Source organism: Legionella qingyii, from assembly GCF_003990155.1.
Taxonomy (GTDB): Bacteria; Pseudomonadota; Gammaproteobacteria; order Legionellales; family Legionellaceae; genus Legionella; species Legionella qingyii.
Map to the genome: position 1 here is coordinate 144,614 of NZ_RZGX01000009.1, position 17,373 is coordinate 161,986.

Genomic DNA, 17,373 nt, shown 5'->3' on the forward strand with positions numbered 1-17,373 from the left:
CACTCAATATTTATAGGCAATGTGCAAGGCAACGATACCACCACTGAGATTATCATAGTGACAGTCTTCAAATCCCGCTCGCTCAATCATTTCTTTTAGTTTAGTTTGATTGGGATGCATGCGAATGGATTCAGCAAGGTATTGGTAACTGGCTTTGTCTTGCGCAATAAGCCCCCCTATTTTAGGTAAAATATTAAACGAATACCAGTCATAAATAGGTTTTAAGCCAGGGAATGTGGGGGTTGAAAATTCAAGAATCATCACTTTTCCGCCGGGTTTGCACACACGATACATCGAACGAAGTGCCTCTTCTTTGTCGGTTACATTTCTTAAGCCAAACCCCATAGTAATACAATGAAAACTATTATCAGCAAAAGGAAGGCATTGAGCGTTACCTTGTACGTAATCAATATTTTTATATAAGCCTTCATCTAATAAACGATCACGTCCTACATTAAGCATGGCTGAATTAATATCAGCGAGAACAACTCGGCCTGTATCGCCGACTTTTTTACAGAGTAAACGTGTTAAGTCGCCACTGCCGCCGGCTAAATCTAAGACAAATTGTCCGGCACGTACTTGGCTATGAGCTACCGTGTAGCGCTTCCAGAGGTGATGGATGCCCAAAGACATTAAATCATTCATCAAATCATAATTTTTTGCCACAGAATGAAAAACTTCAGCTACTTTCTTTTCTTTCTCATCCCAGCCAACAGTAGAGTAACCAAAATGGGTTTTTTTTTCTTGCTCAGTCATCAGGGAACACGGAGTTGTTATTTAATGCCCCATATTAACTGATCTTTGCCAAGATACCCAGCCCTGCATCGATACTTTTCAATTTAGGCTCAGTCACAATAAAAATATATCAACTTGATGTTATGGTGTTTGATTGCGTTTGGTTTATTAATTTCTACGATCTAATTATCAACAAATAATAGCTATTTATTAATATAAATTTATTGCAAAACAATAATTATCGGTGTAATCTTGGCGAATTCTCACTAAAGGGTATTTATCATGCAAAAAATAAAAAATACAAGCCATATACTTTATTTACTATTTCGTGGCCTTTGTTGGCTTATTCCATTAACAACAACCCTTTTGATTTTATTTAAACTCGATTGGATGTGTTCTATCGGAGCTTGGTCTTCTTTGATTTCTACCGAACAAATCCATAATCCTTCTCAATTTTCTTGGCTGCATCGAGGTATCTTGTTGGCGATTGAATGGATGCCCATGACCATTACTATTTTGATCTGCCATAAATTAGCCAAACTATTCAGGCTTTTTGAAAATGGGTATTTATTTGAAGAAGAAAACATCAAATTAATTAAACAGGTAAGTATTTATATGATTTTGGGTGAGCTGGTGCAGTTATTTTATCAACCTTTAATGACCGCCGCGCTTACTTTTAATAATCCTAAAGGCGAGCGTATAGCCAGTATTACCTTGAATTCAGCAAACTTATCTACTTTAATTACGGCGTTTATTATCTTGGTTGCTTCCTGGATTGTTCAAGAAGCAAATCAACTGAAATCAGAAACACAATTAACAATTTAAGGAATATTCTCGTGTCGATTATTGTTAATTTGGATGTGATGATGGCAAAACGCAAATGCAGGCTTAAGGAGTTGGCAGAGGCAATAGGGATTACTGAAGCGAATTTGTCTATTTTAAAAAATGGTAAGGCTAAGGCGATACGTTTTGCGACATTAGAAGCAATCTGTTCTTATCTAAAGTGTCAGCCTGGAGATATCCTTGAATATCAAGCGGAGTATTCATGTAAGACTGTAGATAGCTAGAAAGTACTTCAGGACTTACAAAAAAACCAATCTCTATGTTAAAAACATTTTTTGCCTCGACCTTGGCATTTTTCGTAAGCAACTCAAGGACAAGATCCTCTACATCAGAAAATAACTTCAACTACCAAAAATCAATGGGTTAGGTTGAAGTTATATAGACGTCCTGTACTTTTAAAGACATCGTTAATGTTTGTAGATACTGATGTTGATCAGAGGGATCGTATTTTTTTGTAAGAGCCTCAAACACTCGTCTAACTGTCCCATCCCTAATCAATTACTTACTAAAGTTCTATCTGTATTTCCTGTGTAGTCTTGGCAATTTCAACAACATTAAGGGAGTTTACAATAGAAGCTAGCTCTCCATTTTTTGCTGCCTCGGGAATATTTTTGATGTCGAAGGTTCTATCGTTTAACGAATTAACAATGCTATCAACGGCATTAAGTTTTGCTGTTCTTGAGCGAGTTTCACTTCCAAACCATGAGGCCCAGCAAGTATAGTACTCGCGTTTATCATTTTGCCGTTTATCTCTATATTCCATTAACTTTACTATTGCCTCATAGTAATTACTAAGAGCGTCATTCTTTACTTTATCACAATGATCTGGATTTTGCTTAAATGCTTGTACAATAGGCTTTATTGCAAATAGCTGCCTCTCAGGGAGTAAGGCTACTTTTAAATAAGCGTCTGATGGAGGGGCTGAGTGATCAATTTGACGGGGTACTTGAATATGCACAACGCCATCCGAACTGTCGTCAATAGAGGTACTATCATCAACAATAATAACGTTTTTAGCCTTATGTGATGTTTTATATTCAATAGCAGTTTCTAATTTTGTCTTTTTAATTGTCTGTACAATTTTAATATCTTTATAATCAATCTTTGCCTTTGTTAAAGCAGCTTCAATTTCCCGCACCCGAGCATATTTAGAGAAAATAATGATTTGATCACCGCGATTCTGCAGATCTTCGAAAACCTTTTTGGTTGTATCTGGAAAAAACAAAACTCTGTTGGGATTTCCCAATTGATTGTCTGAGCTTAGCGTGTCGCCCATATCAAACAAGACAATATCAGGCATAAAGTAACCTCAATATGAAAAACAAAAATTGTACTGTCAGTCGCTTATTTGGTCAATATGAAATTGTGATGACCGGTATGTGGGGATAAAGTTCATTGCTTCACGTGATCGCATTTTTACCTCTGATTCACTGAAAAAATATTTCAAAGGTTTGTTAATGTTTGCAGATATTGATGTTCATCAGGGGGGATATTATTTTTTTGTGAGAGCCACAAGCACTCAGCCAATTGCTCCATCATTAAATGCTCTACTGCCAATGAGTCATTGTATTTCTTAATTAAATTTTTATAGATTGCATTAATGCCCGCAGGACGATCGGTTGTGATTTGTTCTCTTATTGCAAGATGGAGTCCCATGTGCAGGAATGGATTAGGTTGTCCTGACTCGGGAAAATAAGATTGCTGCTGAAATTTATTTTGATTCTCAAGTATCTTATGGTATTCAGGATGAGCCAATATCACTTGAACGATCTGATTTTCTAAAGGGGATAACAGTTGTTTCTGTTGGTATTTTTCCCAACTTGAAAAAAACATCTGTCTTGTTTCTTGGATGGTGTCGCCGTAAAACATGTACTGCTCAGTATTTGTAAAAGGCTGAGTTTAACTGAAGTGGGTTCGAACAACAATGGGGAAGGTTTTTGATGTCTAGTACCTGGTTGACATGGATAAGTGGTTATGAGATATTCACCTTGCGAGGTTGGACTTGCTATGTGTCATTCCACTGGGTCAATTGGCGACACACTGATTGACCCTTTCTATTAAATCGATTTTCCAATTAATTCTGAAACTAGGCTTAAACAATCTGTGCCGAGTTTAATACCTATAAAAGCCATCAATAAACCACTGAGTAATTCGATTCCTTTCCATACGTTTGCTTTTGTCAGAACATCAGAAAAATATCGTGCAGTGAAGGTTAATGAGCTAAACCAAATCAAGCTTGAAGTAAGTACACCCAATAGAAAAATATGTTCTTGTTCGGGATATCCGCTGCTGCCGCCACCAATGATAACTAAAGAATCAATAATGGCATGTGGATTAAGTATGCTAAAACCTAAAGCCAGGAGAATGATTTGAGTCCTGGTACGTGGTTGAAGTTGGGTATTTTCTTCGGCTTCTGTTGATTTGGAAAACGCACTGGATAGTGTTTTTGCAGAATAAAAAAGTAAAAAAGCGGTGCCTAAGAGCATCATCCAGATTTGTAGAACAGGACGTAGCAAAAGCAACTCATGTAAGCCTGTAATACTGGAACAAATTAGAATAAAATCACAGATAAAACAGATAACTGCGGAGAGCATTGCGTGATTTTTTTGTGCACCTTGTTTAATCAAAAAAATGTTTTGCGGCCCTAATGCAATAATTAGTGACAAGCCTAAAAGTAAGCCGTTAAGATAAACAAACATAATCACGATATAAAAATAATCAAAGATAGCGATTATAACATTGCAACTTATGCATTGTGGAGTATAAAATGCGTCGATTATTCTGTCTCCGCAAGAGAAGCGTACAAAATAAGAACAAATAGGAGGGAGCGTGGGCTCTTTGTTACTAAGAAAGCTAATCGTCACTGCAACTGTGGCGGTGCTTGGCCTGGCAGGTCAATTATTACATGCAGAAAATGAACCTGCACAAGAAAAATTATCAATTATTGATGGATATTATCCTGCTTATCCACCGACTGCCCCAGCTACCGGTGAGCAACAGAATTTAATTCAGCGTGGAGAGTATTTGGCAAAGATGGGAGATTGTATTTCCTGTCATACAAATGTTAAAGCAGGCACTCCTGCCTATGCAGGCGGATTACCCTTAGAAACTCCTTTTGGAACATTTTATAGTCCTAATATTACTCCGGATAAAGAAACTGGAATTGGTAACTGGACTGAAAAAGATTTTATTCGTGCGCTTAAAGAAGGCCGCGATCCTCAGGGTAGAAACTATTTCCCAGTATTCCCTTATATCTATTTTTCTAAAATAACGGATGAAGATGCACGTGCTCTATATGCTTATTTTATGAGCTTGCCTCCTGTTAATTTACCCAACAAATCATTACCTTTCCCATTTAATGTTCCAGGTTCACGTTTTACGCTTTGGGGCTGGAATCTATTATTCTTTTTCCCTGAAGGGCATGGATTTCAATATGAAAAAGGCAGATCTCCTGAATGGAATCGAGGGAAATATATTGTTGATGGTTTAGGTCATTGTAGTATGTGTCATACTCCATTAAATCCTTTCGGTGCACCAAAGAATAAATATTATCTGACCGGTGGATTCGTTGATGGTTATTGGGCTCCAAACATCACTAAGTATGGATTGGAATCAGGAACCCATCAGGAAGTCGCTGATGTATTCAAATTGAATAAACTTCTCAATAATGCAGGCCCCGTAGCCGGTCCAATGGCGGAAGTAAACCATAACAGCCTGATGTATTTAACTGATGCAGATAGAATGGCTATCGCTACATACATTAAAACAGTAGTAAGTGAAGAACCCTTAGGGCTACCTGCTTCAAATGAACCACCATCACTGGATCGTGGAAAGCAAGTTTATTTTACTGCTTGTGTGATTTGTCATCAAGACGGGGCAATGAGTGCTCCTTTGTTGGGAAGTTCAGCGAGCTGGTATGAGCGATTAAAGAGTAGCGGTTTAACAGGATTATATAGCCATGCCATTGATGGATATAACTCGATGCCTATAAAAGGTGCTTGTGTGACCTGCTCTGATAACGACATCATTTCGGCTGTTGATTACATATTAAATGAGTCATTAACTCGCACACAATTGATAAATCTCAAATCAGGAGGCGCAGCAAAATTCCCTGCAAGTGGGGAAACTGTTTATAACGAACATTGCGCTGCTTGCCATAATGATGGAAAACAAGGTGCGCCTAAAATTGGTGATCAAGAGGCATGGAAATCCTTGATTGCAAAAAATATGGATGTATTGATTGAAAACACCGTTCATGGGAAAGATCATCCTAAAAACGGAGGCTGTAATCAATGCACCACGAATGAAGTAATCGAAGCAGTTAAATACATAGTCAATAAGTCTAAAACTGAAGGAAATTACTCATTGTGGTAGTGTCGTATTGCTGAACAAGAACCCCTACATAATCGTAGGGGAGACCAAATTAAAAATATATAAAACAAAATTGGAGCCAGCTTAAACTGGCTTTCTTGACAAGACGAGGAATGGTGATGTTAAACAGGTTAAAGATCTGTAGATTATTAACGATGCTAGGTGCCTGGGTTGCGAGCCGACCACTATTCGCGGCTGCGGATCATTGGCAGTTAAATATGTACAAAGGGGTGACCCCCGTCAGCAAAGACGTATACTACCTGCATATGGTTTGTATGGCTATTTGTGCCGTTATTGGGGTCGTTGTATTCGGTGTGATGATCTATTCCATGATTCATCACAGAAAATCCAAAGGATATAAGGCCGCGAAGTTTCATGATAATCCTCGATTAGAAGTTGTCTGGTCGATCATCCCTTTTTTGATTCTTGTTGGACTGGCAGTACCTGCTACGCGAGTTTTAATCCGCATGGATGATACAAAGCAATCCGAAGTAACTATAAAAATAGTGGGCTACCAATGGCGATGGCAGTATGAATATCTTGATCAGGGAATTAGCTTTTTCAGTAATTTATCTACACCGTTTGAACAAATTCAGAATAAACAGAAAAAGAGTGAGTGGTATTTACTGGAAGTAGATAAACCAATGGTTGTTCCTGTTAATAAGAAAATTCGCTTTCTTGTGACTTCAAATGACGTCGTGCACTCATGGTGGGTTCCAGAATTAGGTATTAAACGCGATGCGATACCCGGATTTATGTATGAAGCATGGGCGACGATAGAGAAACCAGGAACATATCGAGGTCAATGTGCGGAGCTCTGCGGGGTTAATCATGGATTTATGCCCATAGTTGTTGAAGCGGTCAGTCAGGATGATTTTGATAAATGGGTTGCAGCACAAACAAAAGCAGAAGATCAGTCTGCTACAGAAGAGGTAAATGTTGCTGCTCAGAAAACGATGACCCGAGATGAGTTACTCGCACTTGGAAAGCAAAAATATGACCAATTTTGTTCTGCATGCCATCAACCCGATGGAAAGGGTATCCCACCAATGTATCCTGCGCTCAAGGGTAGTTCTGTGGCAACAGGTCATCCTATTTCACGGCACCTGGATATAATTCTTAACGGTATTGCTGGTTCTGCAATGCAGCCGTATAAAGATCAACTTACTGATGAAGAAATTGCTGCGATTGCGACTTATGAACGTAATGCCTGGAATAACAACACTAATGATGAAGTCCAAGCCGCGGAAGTTGCTGCACAACGTCAGAAAGCTAATCAACAACCAACCATGGTTAATAAAGTTCAAGCTGGAGGTTTGCAATGAGTAGTTATACATTAGCGCACGATGAAAAACATGATGATCATGGTCCAGAACAGGGTAAAGGTATCTTGGGATTTATAAAACGTTGGTTGTTTACTACAAACCATAAAGATATCGGTTCCCTATATTTGTGGCTTGCAATGATCAGCTTCTTTTTGGCTGGTGGCATGGCTTTAGTTATTCGAGCTGAGTTATTTCAACCAGGTCATCGTTTTGTTGATCCCAATTTCTTTAACCAAATGACAACAATGCATGGCTTAATCATGCTGTTTGGTGTGGTAATGCCTGCTTTTACTGGAATGGCAAACTGGCAAATTCCAATGATGATTGGTGCTCCAGATATGGCTTTACCGCGATTAAACAACTGGAGCTTTTGGATTTTACCTTTTGCGTTTGCATTATTGCTTTCAACAACATTTCATGCAGGTGGTGGACCTAACTTTGGTTGGACCATGTATGCTCCTTTATCTACCAAATATGCACCTCCCAGTACAGATTTTATGATTTTTTCGATCCATATGATGGGTGTTTCATCCATTATGGGCTCGATCAATATTATTGCGACGATCTTAAATTTACGTGCACCTGGTATGACATTGATGAAAATGCCGATGTTCGTATGGACCTGGTTAATTACCGCCTTTTTGCTGATCGCGATTATGCCTGTATTGGCTGGAGCAGTAACCATGATGTTGGCTGACCGTCATTTTGGCACCAGCTTCTTCGAAGCAGCAGGTGGTGGAGATCCTATACTTTTCCAGCACGTATTCTGGTTTTTTGGTCATCCTGAAGTATATGTTCTTGTATTACCAGCTTTTGGTGTGATATCGGAAGTTATTCCCACTTTTAGCCGTAAGCCATTGTTCGGTTATTATTTTATGGTGTACGCAACAGTCAGTATTGCAATCCTGTCATTTATTGTCTGGGCGCACCATATGTTTACATCAGGCATACCATTGGGTGCTGAATTATTCTTTATGTACACCACAATGCTTATTGCCGTTCCAACAGGTATTAAAGTATTTAACTGGGTAAGCACTATGTTTCGAGGTTCCATGACTTTTGAAACCCCCATGTTATTTGCGTTAGCTTTTGTATTTCTATTTACCATAGGTGGGTTTACCGGTCTTATGCTGGCATTGGTACCTGCAGATTTCCAGTACCAAGATAGTTACTTTGTGGTAGGTCATTTCCATTATGTTCTGGTTCCTGGTGTCGTTTTTGCTCTGTTTTCTGCTACGTATTATTGGCTGCCAAAGTGGACTGGGCACATGTATAGTGAATTACTGGGTAAATGGCATTTTTGGTTATCCGTGATTTCGGTAAATATTGCATTCTTCCCTATGCACTTCTTAGGGCTGGCTGGAATGCCCAGAAGGATTCCGGATTATGCATTGCAATTTACTAATTTTAATATGATCTCTTCAATTGGTGCCTTTATCTTTGGGTTTACGCAACTTCTATTTTTATATAACGTGATTGCTACTGTAAGGAAAAAAGGGACTAAAAAAGATATTGCTGCTGGAAGAGCATGGGAAGGAGCATATGGTTTAGAGTGGACGTTACCTTCGCCACCTCCATACCATACTTTTACAACTCCGCCCAAACTTGATTTATAGGTTTGTTGTATGAAAAAACAAAAAGGGCATCACAGGCTAATTGTTATCCTATCTGGTCTTGTGCTGGGGATGTTTGCCTTCGGATTTGCTTTAGTACCTATTTACAATAGTTTATGTAAATCACTGGGTATTAATGGAAAAACAAATCCTGAGGCGGTAGCCTATGATGCAGCCAAAGCGAAAGTTGACAAAAACAGAGAAATAACTGTTGAGTTTGTTGCGACAAATAACAGTGGAGTACCTTGGGCATTTTATCCCAAAACTCGAAAAATAACGGTACATCCCGGCGAAATAGCAAAACTTGCTTTTTATGCTGAAAATAAAACGGATCATCCGATGACAGTACAGGCAATACCTAGTGTCACACCAGGTATTGCTGCTAAGTATCTGAAAAAGACTGAGTGTTTTTGCTTTACCCGGCAAACATTAAATGGACATGAGGCAATGAATATGCCTTTATTATTTCATTTGGATGCTGATTTACCCGAAAAGGTGCATACAGTTACTTTGTCTTATACTTTATTTGATGTAACAGATAAGGGTTAGTATAAACCTGGCAATCCTGATTGTACGCAGACGCGCGATAATCGCAGGGTAATCATGCAGGTTTGGCAATTTTAGTAGGTTACATTCTCCCGATTATAGGGAGAGTGTCTAAAACAGATTAATGCCTGTTTATAATTATACTATCTTGGTCTTAAGACTTTGATTTTTTTGCTTTGATGCTCAAGAACAAAGCCCTACGGCTCAATCTAGACAATTCTAAATAGGCCCTATTAATACAGGAGATAAAAATATAATGGGAGCACATGGTACTTATTATGTCCCTAAGCCAAGCCATTGGCCTTTGGTTGCATCATGTGGGTTGACTACTACTCTTGTGGGAGCTGCATCTTGGCTTCACCATGATTGGTATGGACCCTACATATTCGCTATTGGTCTAGGACTCATGATTTTTATGTTATTTGGTTGGTTTGGCCAAGTGATTTATGAAAACTCGAAAGGAGTCTATGACGAACAGGTTGATAGATCATTTCGTTGGGGAATGTGCTGGTTTATTTTTTCTGAGGTCTGTTTTTTCGGCGCATTTTTTGGTGCCCTATTCTACAGCCGACTCTGGTCTGTCCCTCTTTTGGGCGGTGAAGTACATCCAATTACACACTTTACATTATGGCCTGATTTCAATTCAACGTGGCCTATATTAGTTAACCCCGATAATAAAGTTTTTGCCGCAGCTCATGAAGGAATGGGGGCATGGGGGTTAGCTGCAATAAACACTCTGATTTTATTGACCTCTGGAGTCACCATTACCTGGGCACACTGGGCTTTAAAGTTAAGAAAGCAAAAACAGCTAATTACCGGTATGGTTTTAACCATTTTATTAGGATTGTTGTTCTTGGCCTTACAAGGCTATGAGTATCATGAAGCATATACAGAGATGAATTTAACGTTGTCTGCTGGTATTTATGGAACGACATTTTTTATGTTAACTGGATTTCACGGGTTACACGTAACTTTGGGTACAATTATGTTAATTGTTATCGCAGTTCGTTGTAAATTGGGTCATTTTACTCCAGAACGACATTTTGCTTTTGAAGGTGTAGCGTGGTATTGGCACTTTGTCGACGTAGTCTGGTTGTTCTTGTTTGTTTTTGTCTATTGGTTATAAGTAATACGATAGCGAGAGCCCGGGTGCGGCAAAGCGAGACCCGGGATTTCATCACACTAACCCATATCCTTCTTTACAGTACTTCGTATTGTTTCTATGGCAACTTCATAAGCGCGTATTAATCAACAAACCAGGTTGAAATTGAATTTCTTGAATTGATAATTGATAGGTAAAAAATGAGTGAGTGAATTGAATTTCCTCGATAATAGCCTGGCCACGAAAATGTTTGGCAAAAAAGGCAATCTCAATGTTCTTTTCAATATATGCTTCACATTTTAATTCCAGTTTTTCTTCGGACAAACTAAGTAACTGGCCAATATATTCATTCTCGCCAATCTTAATAAGTACATTAACAGGCTGGACAGGCTGAATTAACATTGCAGTCTCCAAGCAATATAACCAGCTTATAGTTTAATTGTAGTATAAATATTGAACTCATTTTATGTTTTGAAATAAGGAAACATTAATAGCTGGATTGATAGCAGATTTATATTAGTACTAATACTGTTATCCCAGCTATTATTAAGTATCTTTGAAACAATTTTATATGTCGACAATACGACAGTCCCTTCCATTTTTTATTTATTAAGATAATATATTGATCATATTAATATTTTTTTTAAACCCAAGTAAATTAATCGGTCTAATTAATTAATAAATAAGCAGTTTTTAATGTTTATTAATGTATAGCCCGTCTCTTCAAAAACAATAGATGCCATCCGATTTATGATAAGTAGGAACTACCATGAAAATACAAATAAGTTTAAAAGGTCAGACGAACAAGGAATATGCTCAACCCGATCAAGATGGGGATAGACTCGATTACCTCTCGTGGTGTCTGCATGCAGCAAATAAAGCCTTAGAACAAAAGAAACCTTTATGGGCAGTAGAAGAAGTGTTTATTAAATTGCTAGAAAAAAATTCTCAAACTAATATGCTCTATAATTTGGGACCAGCGAAGTACAAAGAGCTTTTGAATAGATTAGCTGACATTCAAAAAGGGAAAGTTCAATTTAGTTCGATGGTATTAAAAGGCTTAGACACTGATGGTCTTATTTTAATAGAGCTCCAACAGTCGGATAAAAGTTTGAAGATGGAAGATACTGAAGCAAATGCAAATGCATCTTTAATTTTCAAGTAAGTTTCTTGATGTATGGTACGCTAAAAAAAGACCGTACTTAATGCTTTTATTCCTCTAGCTTTCTAGGTTGATACTAAGTTGATGAACCTATCCGGTTCAACCTGGGTTTCACTAGCTAAACCCAGGTTGAGTACTCAAATTTGACTTTTCTTCAAGATTTCAACTCGTGAATAACAGACAGGAGCTTACTAACAGGCACTGGTTAACTGATCAATAATACTCTGCAGACTGTGTTCATCGTTATAATGAATAACTAATGAACCTTTACCTGCTTTTCCAGGTTTAAGTTTAATTGAAGCTTGTAAATGTTGAGAGAGATTTTTTAATTGATCGTGGTATACATGAGAAAGATCGCTCTGCGGTTGTTGCTCATTTGTTTTACCTAATTTAATTCGCTCAACCAATTTTTCTGTTTCACGTACAGATAAGTTTTTGGCAATGATAAGTTGAGCCACCTGATTTTGTTGTTCTTCTTCTAACATGAGCAATGCACGGGCATGTCCCATATCCAGATCACCATGTTCTAAAAGTTTTTTGACTCCGGCTGATAGAGCCAATAATCGCAAGAAATTGCTTACAGCCGCTCTTGATTTACATAAAAGATCAGCCACTTGTTGATGTGTTAAGGAAAACTCATGAGTGAGTCTATGCATGGCACGTGCTTGGTCCATAGCATTCAGGTCTTCACGCTGTAAATTTTCAACTAAGGCCATAGCCATTGCAGTTTCATCATCAACTTGCTTCAAAATAACGGGGACTTCTGTCAGGCCTGCTAATTGGCTAGCTCGCCAACGACGCTCACCTGCAATAATTTCATAACGACCATCACTTAGTTCGCGAACCAATAGCGGTTGTAGCAGCCCCTGTTTTTTGATTGATTGGGCAAGCTCCATTAAAGGAGCCTCTTCCATTTCACCACGGGGTTGATATTTTCCAGGTTGCAGAGAGTCTACTGCGAGTTTGAGACTTTCAGCTTGCGGTTTCTCATTTAAAATAGAGCTACTCGATTGGCTTAATAACGCGGATAAGTTACGCCCTAAACTACTACGCTTTACTGTCATAAATTACCCCATTTATCCTGCTACAGTCTGTTTATTAATCAACTCGGAAGCGAGTACCATATAGGCTGCTGCACCTGGTGACGTTTTATCATAGTGTAAAGCTGGCAGTCCATGGCTTGGTGCTTCAGCAAGTCTGACATTACGCGGTATTACGGTTCTGTAGACCTTACTTGGAAAGTGTTCTATGAGTTGTTTTGATACCTCTGAACACAATCGGTTACGAGCATCGTACATGGTTCGTAACAGTCCCTCAAGATGTAAACGAGGATTTACTGATGCTTTAACTTGCTCAATAGTTGAAAGCAGAGCAGCTAACCCTTCCAGTGCATAGTATTCACATTGCATAGGAATAAGCACAGAATCAGCAGCAACAAAAGCATTAATAGTCAGTGTATTCAAAGCGGGTGGGCAATCAATCAGGATAAAATCATAGTTATTTTGAATGGGCTGTAGTGCTTTATATAAAAAGGTTTCACGGTGATTGCGTTCCATTAGGCTAACTTCAGCTACCGTTAAATCATCATTGCCCGGAATTAAATCATAACCACTGGTTGTGGCAAGGCATGCTTGTTCTGCAAGACAATCATGCAGTAATACATCATTGGTTGTATGAACCAATTGGCTTTTATCGACACCACTACCCATAGTGGCATTGCCTTGAGGATCCAAGTCAATCAGTAAAACCTGTTGTCGATTTGCTGCCAAAGACGCAGCTAAATTAATCGCTGTAGTGGTTTTGCCTACTCCACCTTTTTGATTGGCAATGGCTATAACTTTTGCCATGATTTATTCCTTGGTTAAACTCGAATAAGTAGCGAGCATTCAGTATCTGTTCACATTTTAACCATCCTGGCCACACTATTCTGATTTTGGCTCAAGCAAGCGAAATGTTAACAGCTCTTAGGGTGTTAACTACTTTTTCTCGGTTGATTTTTAATAATGACGCAACAACGCTCGCCTTCAATACCTGCAACAGTATAACGCTCTACCGAGCAGTTTTGTTTTATCTCATTCAATTCAGAATCAGGATAACGTCCCTTCATTGCCAACCAAATTCCATCATCGGCAATAAGATGTTGTGTCCATTGGATCATTTGTTCCAGGCTACTAAAAGCGCGACTTACTACTGTATCAAAACCTTGAGTTGGGTGGTAGTTTTCGACCCTAAATTGTACAATCTCCACATTTTTTAAGTTGAGTTGCCGCTTCACTTCGTTTAAGAAACGAGTTTTTTTACCATTAGAGTCCAATAAAATAAAGTTAAAATCAGGCCTGGCTATAGCAAGAGGGATACCCGGCAAGCCGGCGCCCGTTCCTACATCTATAATGTGCTTGCCTTTAAGCCAAGGTAAAATTGCCAGGCTATCTAATATATGTTTACCAACCATAGACTCAAGATCTCGGATTGCAGTGAGATTATATGCTAAATTCCACTTGTTCAGTAAGAATAAATAATCCATCAAAGATGCACTAAGTGCATCCAGATCAAATTGTTGCAAACCTTCTTTAAGCTGCGATTGTATTCGCGTTATTTGTTGCTTCATACCTCAATTCGCTGTTTTTTTAAATGCACCAAAAGCAGGGACAAGGCAGCAGGAGTGACACCTGAAATACGGCCAGCTTGTGCTAAAGTAGACGGTCTTATCTTCGTCAACTTTTGAATCACTTCATTAGATAATCCTGTGACCTCGCTATAATCGAGTGATTCGGGAAGCACAGTGTTTTCTTGTTTACGCATTTTTTCTATGTCTTGTTGTTGTCTATCGATATAGCCTGCATATTTATTCTGAATTTCTATTTGTTCGCTAACTTCTGGTAACAGTTCAGGTAAATTTAAATCCTCGAGCATTAATAAATGCTGATAATTAATCTCTGGACGTTTCAGGAACTCTGATGCTCTATTATCATGCTGCATCGGATTGAGCAGAATATCTTTTAAGATCTCATTATGTCCTACACGAACCCAAGTCTGGTGCAGCAGTGCTTGCGTGGATTCTATTGCTTCACTTTTTGTAGCGAAGTGTTGCCAACGCTCATCGCCTACCAAGCCTAATTCTCTACCTTTAGCAGTTAAGCGTAAATCTGCGTTATCTTCTCGCAGAAGCAGGCGATACTCAGCACGAGAAGTGAACATTCTATAAGGTTCTTGAGTGCCGCAAGTAATCAGATCATCAATCAATACACCAATATAAGCTTCATCACGTCGTGGACACCAAAGTTCTTTATCTTGTACTTGTAAAGCCGCATTCATTCCGGCGATGATTCCTTGAGCAGCCGCTTCTTCATAACCTGTTGTGCCATTGATTTGGCCTGCAAAAAACAAGTTGGGGATTGGCTTGGTTTGCAAAAATGAAGTTAAGCCACGTGGGTCAAAGTAATCATATTCAATGGCGTAGCCTGGTCGGGTAATATGGGCATTCTCAAAACCTTTAATCGTACGTACGAACTGCACTTGTACCTCAAAAGGAAGGCTTGTCGAAATGCCATTAGGATAGATTTCTTCTGTAGTTAATCCTTCGGGTTCAACAAAGATTTGATGGGATAATTTATCAGCAAAACGAACAATTTTATCTTCTATAGAGGGACAATAACGCGGTCCCACGCCTTCAATAACACCCGCGTACATCGGTGATTGATGCAGATTATTACGAATAATTTCGTGCGTTGCTTCAGTTGTATGAGTAATATGACAAGGTACTTGTTGCGGATGATCGCTGGCATGACCTAAATAAGAAAACACCGGTATCGGTGTATCACCCGGCTGTACGGTCATTTGGCTGTAATCTAAGGATCGACGATCGATCCGTGGCGGTGTACCCGTCTTTAAACGGCCAACGGGCAAATCAAGATCTCGTAAGCTTTTTGCCAGGGCTACCGAAGGTGGATCTCCTGCGCGACCTCCTGCATATTGATTCATCCCTACATGAATTTTTCCTCCCAAAAAGGTACCAACAGTCAGTACTACTGCGCGCGCTCGTAAGACCAGGCCCATTTGAGTAACAACAGCAGTTACTCGGTCTCCTTCAATTAATAAATCATCAACAGCTTGCTGAAACAGGGTCAGGTTTTTTTGCGTTTGCAATTGCTCTCTAATTGCTTGGCGATAGAGGACCCGATCTGCTTGCGCACGTGTAGCACGGACCGCAGGCCCTTTCGATGCATTAAGAGTACGAAATTGAATCCCCGCCTTATCTGCAGCTTTAGCCATAGCGCCATCTAGGGCATCAATTTCTTTCACCAAATGGCCTTTTCCTATCCCACCAATGGCAGGATTACATGACATTTGACCGAGCAAATCCATGTTATGAGTAAGTAATAAGGTCTGCGCCCCCATACGTGCTGCTGCTAGAGCGGCTTCTGTACCGGCATGTCCACCACCTACAACAATAACATCATATATTTTTTCAAGATTCATGACTGATCAATATTTGCATAACAAAAAGAGGAATTATACACTTTTTTGTTCATTGTCCCAACATTAAAGATTGAGATGCCTGTGCGGAAACATCAGTTATTGAAGAATTCATTCATCATGATCAATCTTATATTACCTCAAAATGGTCAAATTCCTTCGATATGTATCGATTAGAGTATTAATTCTGTTTGATCAGGAGACAATAAAAAATTTGTTAAATGGTCAAAAAATGAACTGTCATCGTAATAATAAGACTTTCTCTGGTTTTTCTTATGTGGCGCGATGTGCCGAGTCTCAAAGATTGGGAAAAATTATGTGGAAAAAGTGGGTTAACTACAACTGAGATTAATACCTTTCTTGTTGCTATTACCCATGCATTGCAAAAATATCATTCAATTCCAAAAACAAAACTAGAGTTTTTTTAAGATCGATGATGAGAAATTAAAAATTATTCCCAAAGACTCTTTAGCGGAACTTCTACCCCTAAATACAATCCGCTTAAAAAACCTATCTTATAAACGAGGCATGGCGTTTGAGGGTGCGGCTTTTGTATGGGATAAATATAATGACAATTTATTCCATGTCCATCTTCATAAGGCTGGAATGTACCATCACTCGTCACTTTTTAATGGACGTAGGGTGCGTTGTGCTGGAATGTGGTTGGTTCAAGATGGGATGGTCGCGATGATTAGTAAAGCAAACCGAAATTAACTCCTGTTCACATCAGAGTGACATCGAGGAGATGCAATTTAATTCATTGGCACGGGCATGAGTGAGTATTTAGGCAGGGCGATTTCATCAAAGTTTAAGAATAGAACAGATTGATATGAGAATTCCCAGATGTTTATTGAATTTTAAATAGACACTTTAAATAAGAAGTGATAAAAATCAGGCACCTACGTTTCCCGACGTAGATTATAAAAATCTTAAGAAGGAGCCTGATTGTGTTAGAAAGTACGCGTAAATTTGGAAAAAATCAATATTTGTTTCATTGTTTTCTATCAATTGATGATCGACGTGTTGGTGGCCGCTGCACTTACTCGCTATTAACGATTTTAGTCATTGTACTATGTGGGTTAATATGCGGTTGTGATGGTTGGAAAGCGATGGCACTTTTTGCCAAAACTCGAAGACGCTGGTTAAGTCAATTTATTGATTTAAGTCAAGGAATTCCCAGCCACCAAACGTTAGCTCGTG

Annotated in this window: 19 protein-coding genes; 10 read left to right on the top strand and 9 right to left on the bottom strand. The window is 38.9% G+C overall.

Features of this window, described 5'->3' with window-relative positions:
• Window positions 1-3 precede the first annotated feature (3 nt).
• On the bottom strand, window positions 4-756 hold the full coding sequence (gene ubiE, locus ELY20_RS08380; protein WP_110142233.1) for a bifunctional demethylmenaquinone methyltransferase/2-methoxy-6-polyprenyl-1,4-benzoquinol methylase UbiE: 753 nt from the start codon (window positions 754-756) through the stop codon (window positions 4-6).
• A 261-nt stretch (window positions 757-1,017) separates the two neighbouring features.
• Between ubiE and ELY20_RS08385 the strand changes: the two genes are divergently transcribed.
• Both ELY20_RS08385 and ELY20_RS08390 read left to right on the top strand, forming a co-directional pair.
• Window positions 1,018-1,560 carry a DUF2975 domain-containing protein gene (locus tag ELY20_RS08385; protein WP_110142232.1) on the top strand — a complete coding sequence of 181 codons (543 nt, stop codon included), beginning with the start codon at window positions 1,018-1,020 and terminating at the stop codon, window positions 1,558-1,560.
• Window positions 1,561-1,571: 11 nt separating this feature from the next.
• Window positions 1,572-1,802: a helix-turn-helix domain-containing protein gene (locus ELY20_RS08390; protein ID WP_110142231.1), complete on the top strand. Its 231-nt coding sequence runs from the start codon at window positions 1,572-1,574 to the stop codon at window positions 1,800-1,802.
• Window positions 1,803-2,083: 281 nt separating this feature from the next.
• Here the strand turns inward: ELY20_RS08390 and ELY20_RS08395 are convergent, their stop codons facing one another.
• The 3 genes from ELY20_RS08395 to ELY20_RS08405 all read right to left on the bottom strand — a co-directional run bounded on the left by ELY20_RS08395 (window position 2,084) and on the right by ELY20_RS08405 (window position 4,277).
• The gene (locus ELY20_RS08395; protein WP_110142230.1) at window positions 2,084-2,878 is read right to left on the bottom strand and encodes a hypothetical protein; all 795 of its coding nucleotides are present in this window, start codon (window positions 2,876-2,878) and stop codon (window positions 2,084-2,086) included.
• Window positions 2,879-3,021: 143 nt separating this feature from the next.
• Window positions 3,022-3,447 (bottom strand): DUF1841 family protein, encoded by a 426-nt coding sequence (locus tag ELY20_RS08400; RefSeq protein ID WP_110142229.1) that lies wholly within the window; start codon window positions 3,445-3,447, stop codon window positions 3,022-3,024.
• 188 nt (window positions 3,448-3,635) lie between these two features.
• A complete protein-coding gene (locus ELY20_RS08405) occupies window positions 3,636-4,277 on the bottom strand; it encodes a LysE/ArgO family amino acid transporter (protein WP_110142228.1) in 642 nt (213 codons plus the stop codon).
• A gap of 130 nt (window positions 4,278-4,407) precedes the next feature.
• Between ELY20_RS08405 and ELY20_RS08410 the strand changes: the two genes are divergently transcribed.
• The 5 genes from ELY20_RS08410 to ELY20_RS08430 all read left to right on the top strand — a co-directional run bounded on the left by ELY20_RS08410 (window position 4,408) and on the right by ELY20_RS08430 (window position 10,559).
• On the top strand, window positions 4,408-5,952 hold the full coding sequence (locus ELY20_RS08410) for a c-type cytochrome (RefSeq protein WP_110142227.1): 1,545 nt from the start codon (window positions 4,408-4,410) through the stop codon (window positions 5,950-5,952).
• Between the two features lie 116 nt (window positions 5,953-6,068).
• Complete coding sequence (coxB, locus tag ELY20_RS08415) at window positions 6,069-7,274, top strand: cytochrome c oxidase subunit II (protein WP_110142226.1); 1,206 nt, start codon at window positions 6,069-6,071, stop codon at window positions 7,272-7,274.
• Window positions 7,271-8,890, top strand: a complete 1,620-nt coding sequence (ctaD, locus tag ELY20_RS08420) for a cytochrome c oxidase subunit I (protein WP_110142225.1) — start codon at window positions 7,271-7,273, stop codon at window positions 8,888-8,890. Before coxB ends, ctaD begins: the two co-directional genes overlap by 4 nt.
• Before the next feature lie 9 nt (window positions 8,891-8,899).
• On the top strand, window positions 8,900-9,436 hold the full coding sequence (locus tag ELY20_RS08425; protein ID WP_110142224.1) for a cytochrome c oxidase assembly protein: 537 nt from the start codon (window positions 8,900-8,902) through the stop codon (window positions 9,434-9,436).
• Window positions 9,437-9,689: 253 nt separating this feature from the next.
• Window positions 9,690-10,559 (top strand): cytochrome c oxidase subunit 3, encoded by an 870-nt coding sequence (locus ELY20_RS08430; protein ID WP_110142223.1) that lies wholly within the window; start codon window positions 9,690-9,692, stop codon window positions 10,557-10,559.
• Window positions 10,560-10,664: 105 nt separating this feature from the next.
• Here ELY20_RS08430 and ELY20_RS08435 read toward each other — a convergent pair whose 3' ends face one another.
• Window positions 10,665-10,937, bottom strand: a complete 273-nt coding sequence (locus ELY20_RS08435) for a hypothetical protein (protein WP_110142222.1) — start codon at window positions 10,935-10,937, stop codon at window positions 10,665-10,667.
• A gap of 367 nt (window positions 10,938-11,304) precedes the next feature.
• On the opposite strand from ELY20_RS08435, the gene ELY20_RS08440 reads away from it, so the two are divergent.
• A complete protein-coding gene (locus ELY20_RS08440; RefSeq protein WP_110142221.1) occupies window positions 11,305-11,700 on the top strand; it encodes a hypothetical protein in 396 nt (131 codons plus the stop codon).
• A gap of 188 nt (window positions 11,701-11,888) precedes the next feature.
• Here ELY20_RS08440 and ELY20_RS08445 read toward each other — a convergent pair whose 3' ends face one another.
• The 4 genes from ELY20_RS08445 to mnmG form a co-directional block, all read right to left on the bottom strand.
• Window positions 11,889-12,761, bottom strand: coding sequence for a ParB/RepB/Spo0J family partition protein (locus ELY20_RS08445; RefSeq protein ID WP_110142220.1), 873 nt, complete (start codon window positions 12,759-12,761; stop codon window positions 11,889-11,891).
• A 12-nt stretch (window positions 12,762-12,773) separates the two neighbouring features.
• Complete coding sequence (locus ELY20_RS08450; RefSeq protein WP_058468562.1) at window positions 12,774-13,544, bottom strand: ParA family protein; 771 nt, start codon at window positions 13,542-13,544, stop codon at window positions 12,774-12,776.
• 125 nt (window positions 13,545-13,669) lie between these two features.
• Window positions 13,670-14,305 carry a 16S rRNA (guanine(527)-N(7))-methyltransferase RsmG gene (rsmG, locus tag ELY20_RS08455; RefSeq protein WP_110142219.1) on the bottom strand — a complete coding sequence of 212 codons (636 nt, stop codon included), beginning with the start codon at window positions 14,303-14,305 and terminating at the stop codon, window positions 13,670-13,672.
• Window positions 14,302-16,176, bottom strand: coding sequence for a tRNA uridine-5-carboxymethylaminomethyl(34) synthesis enzyme MnmG (gene mnmG / locus ELY20_RS08460; protein ID WP_110142218.1), 1,875 nt, complete (start codon window positions 16,174-16,176; stop codon window positions 14,302-14,304). Before mnmG ends, rsmG begins: the two co-directional genes overlap by 4 nt.
• 525 nt (window positions 16,177-16,701) lie before the next feature.
• On the opposite strand from mnmG, the gene ELY20_RS08465 reads away from it, so the two are divergent.
• Both ELY20_RS08465 and ELY20_RS08470 read left to right on the top strand, forming a co-directional pair.
• Complete coding sequence (locus ELY20_RS08465) at window positions 16,702-16,887, top strand: hypothetical protein (RefSeq protein ID WP_110142217.1); 186 nt, start codon at window positions 16,702-16,704, stop codon at window positions 16,885-16,887.
• 233 nt (window positions 16,888-17,120) lie between these two features.
• The coding region (locus tag ELY20_RS08470) for a transposase family protein (RefSeq protein WP_148112578.1) at window positions 17,121-17,373 on the top strand (253 nt) is incomplete at its 3' end.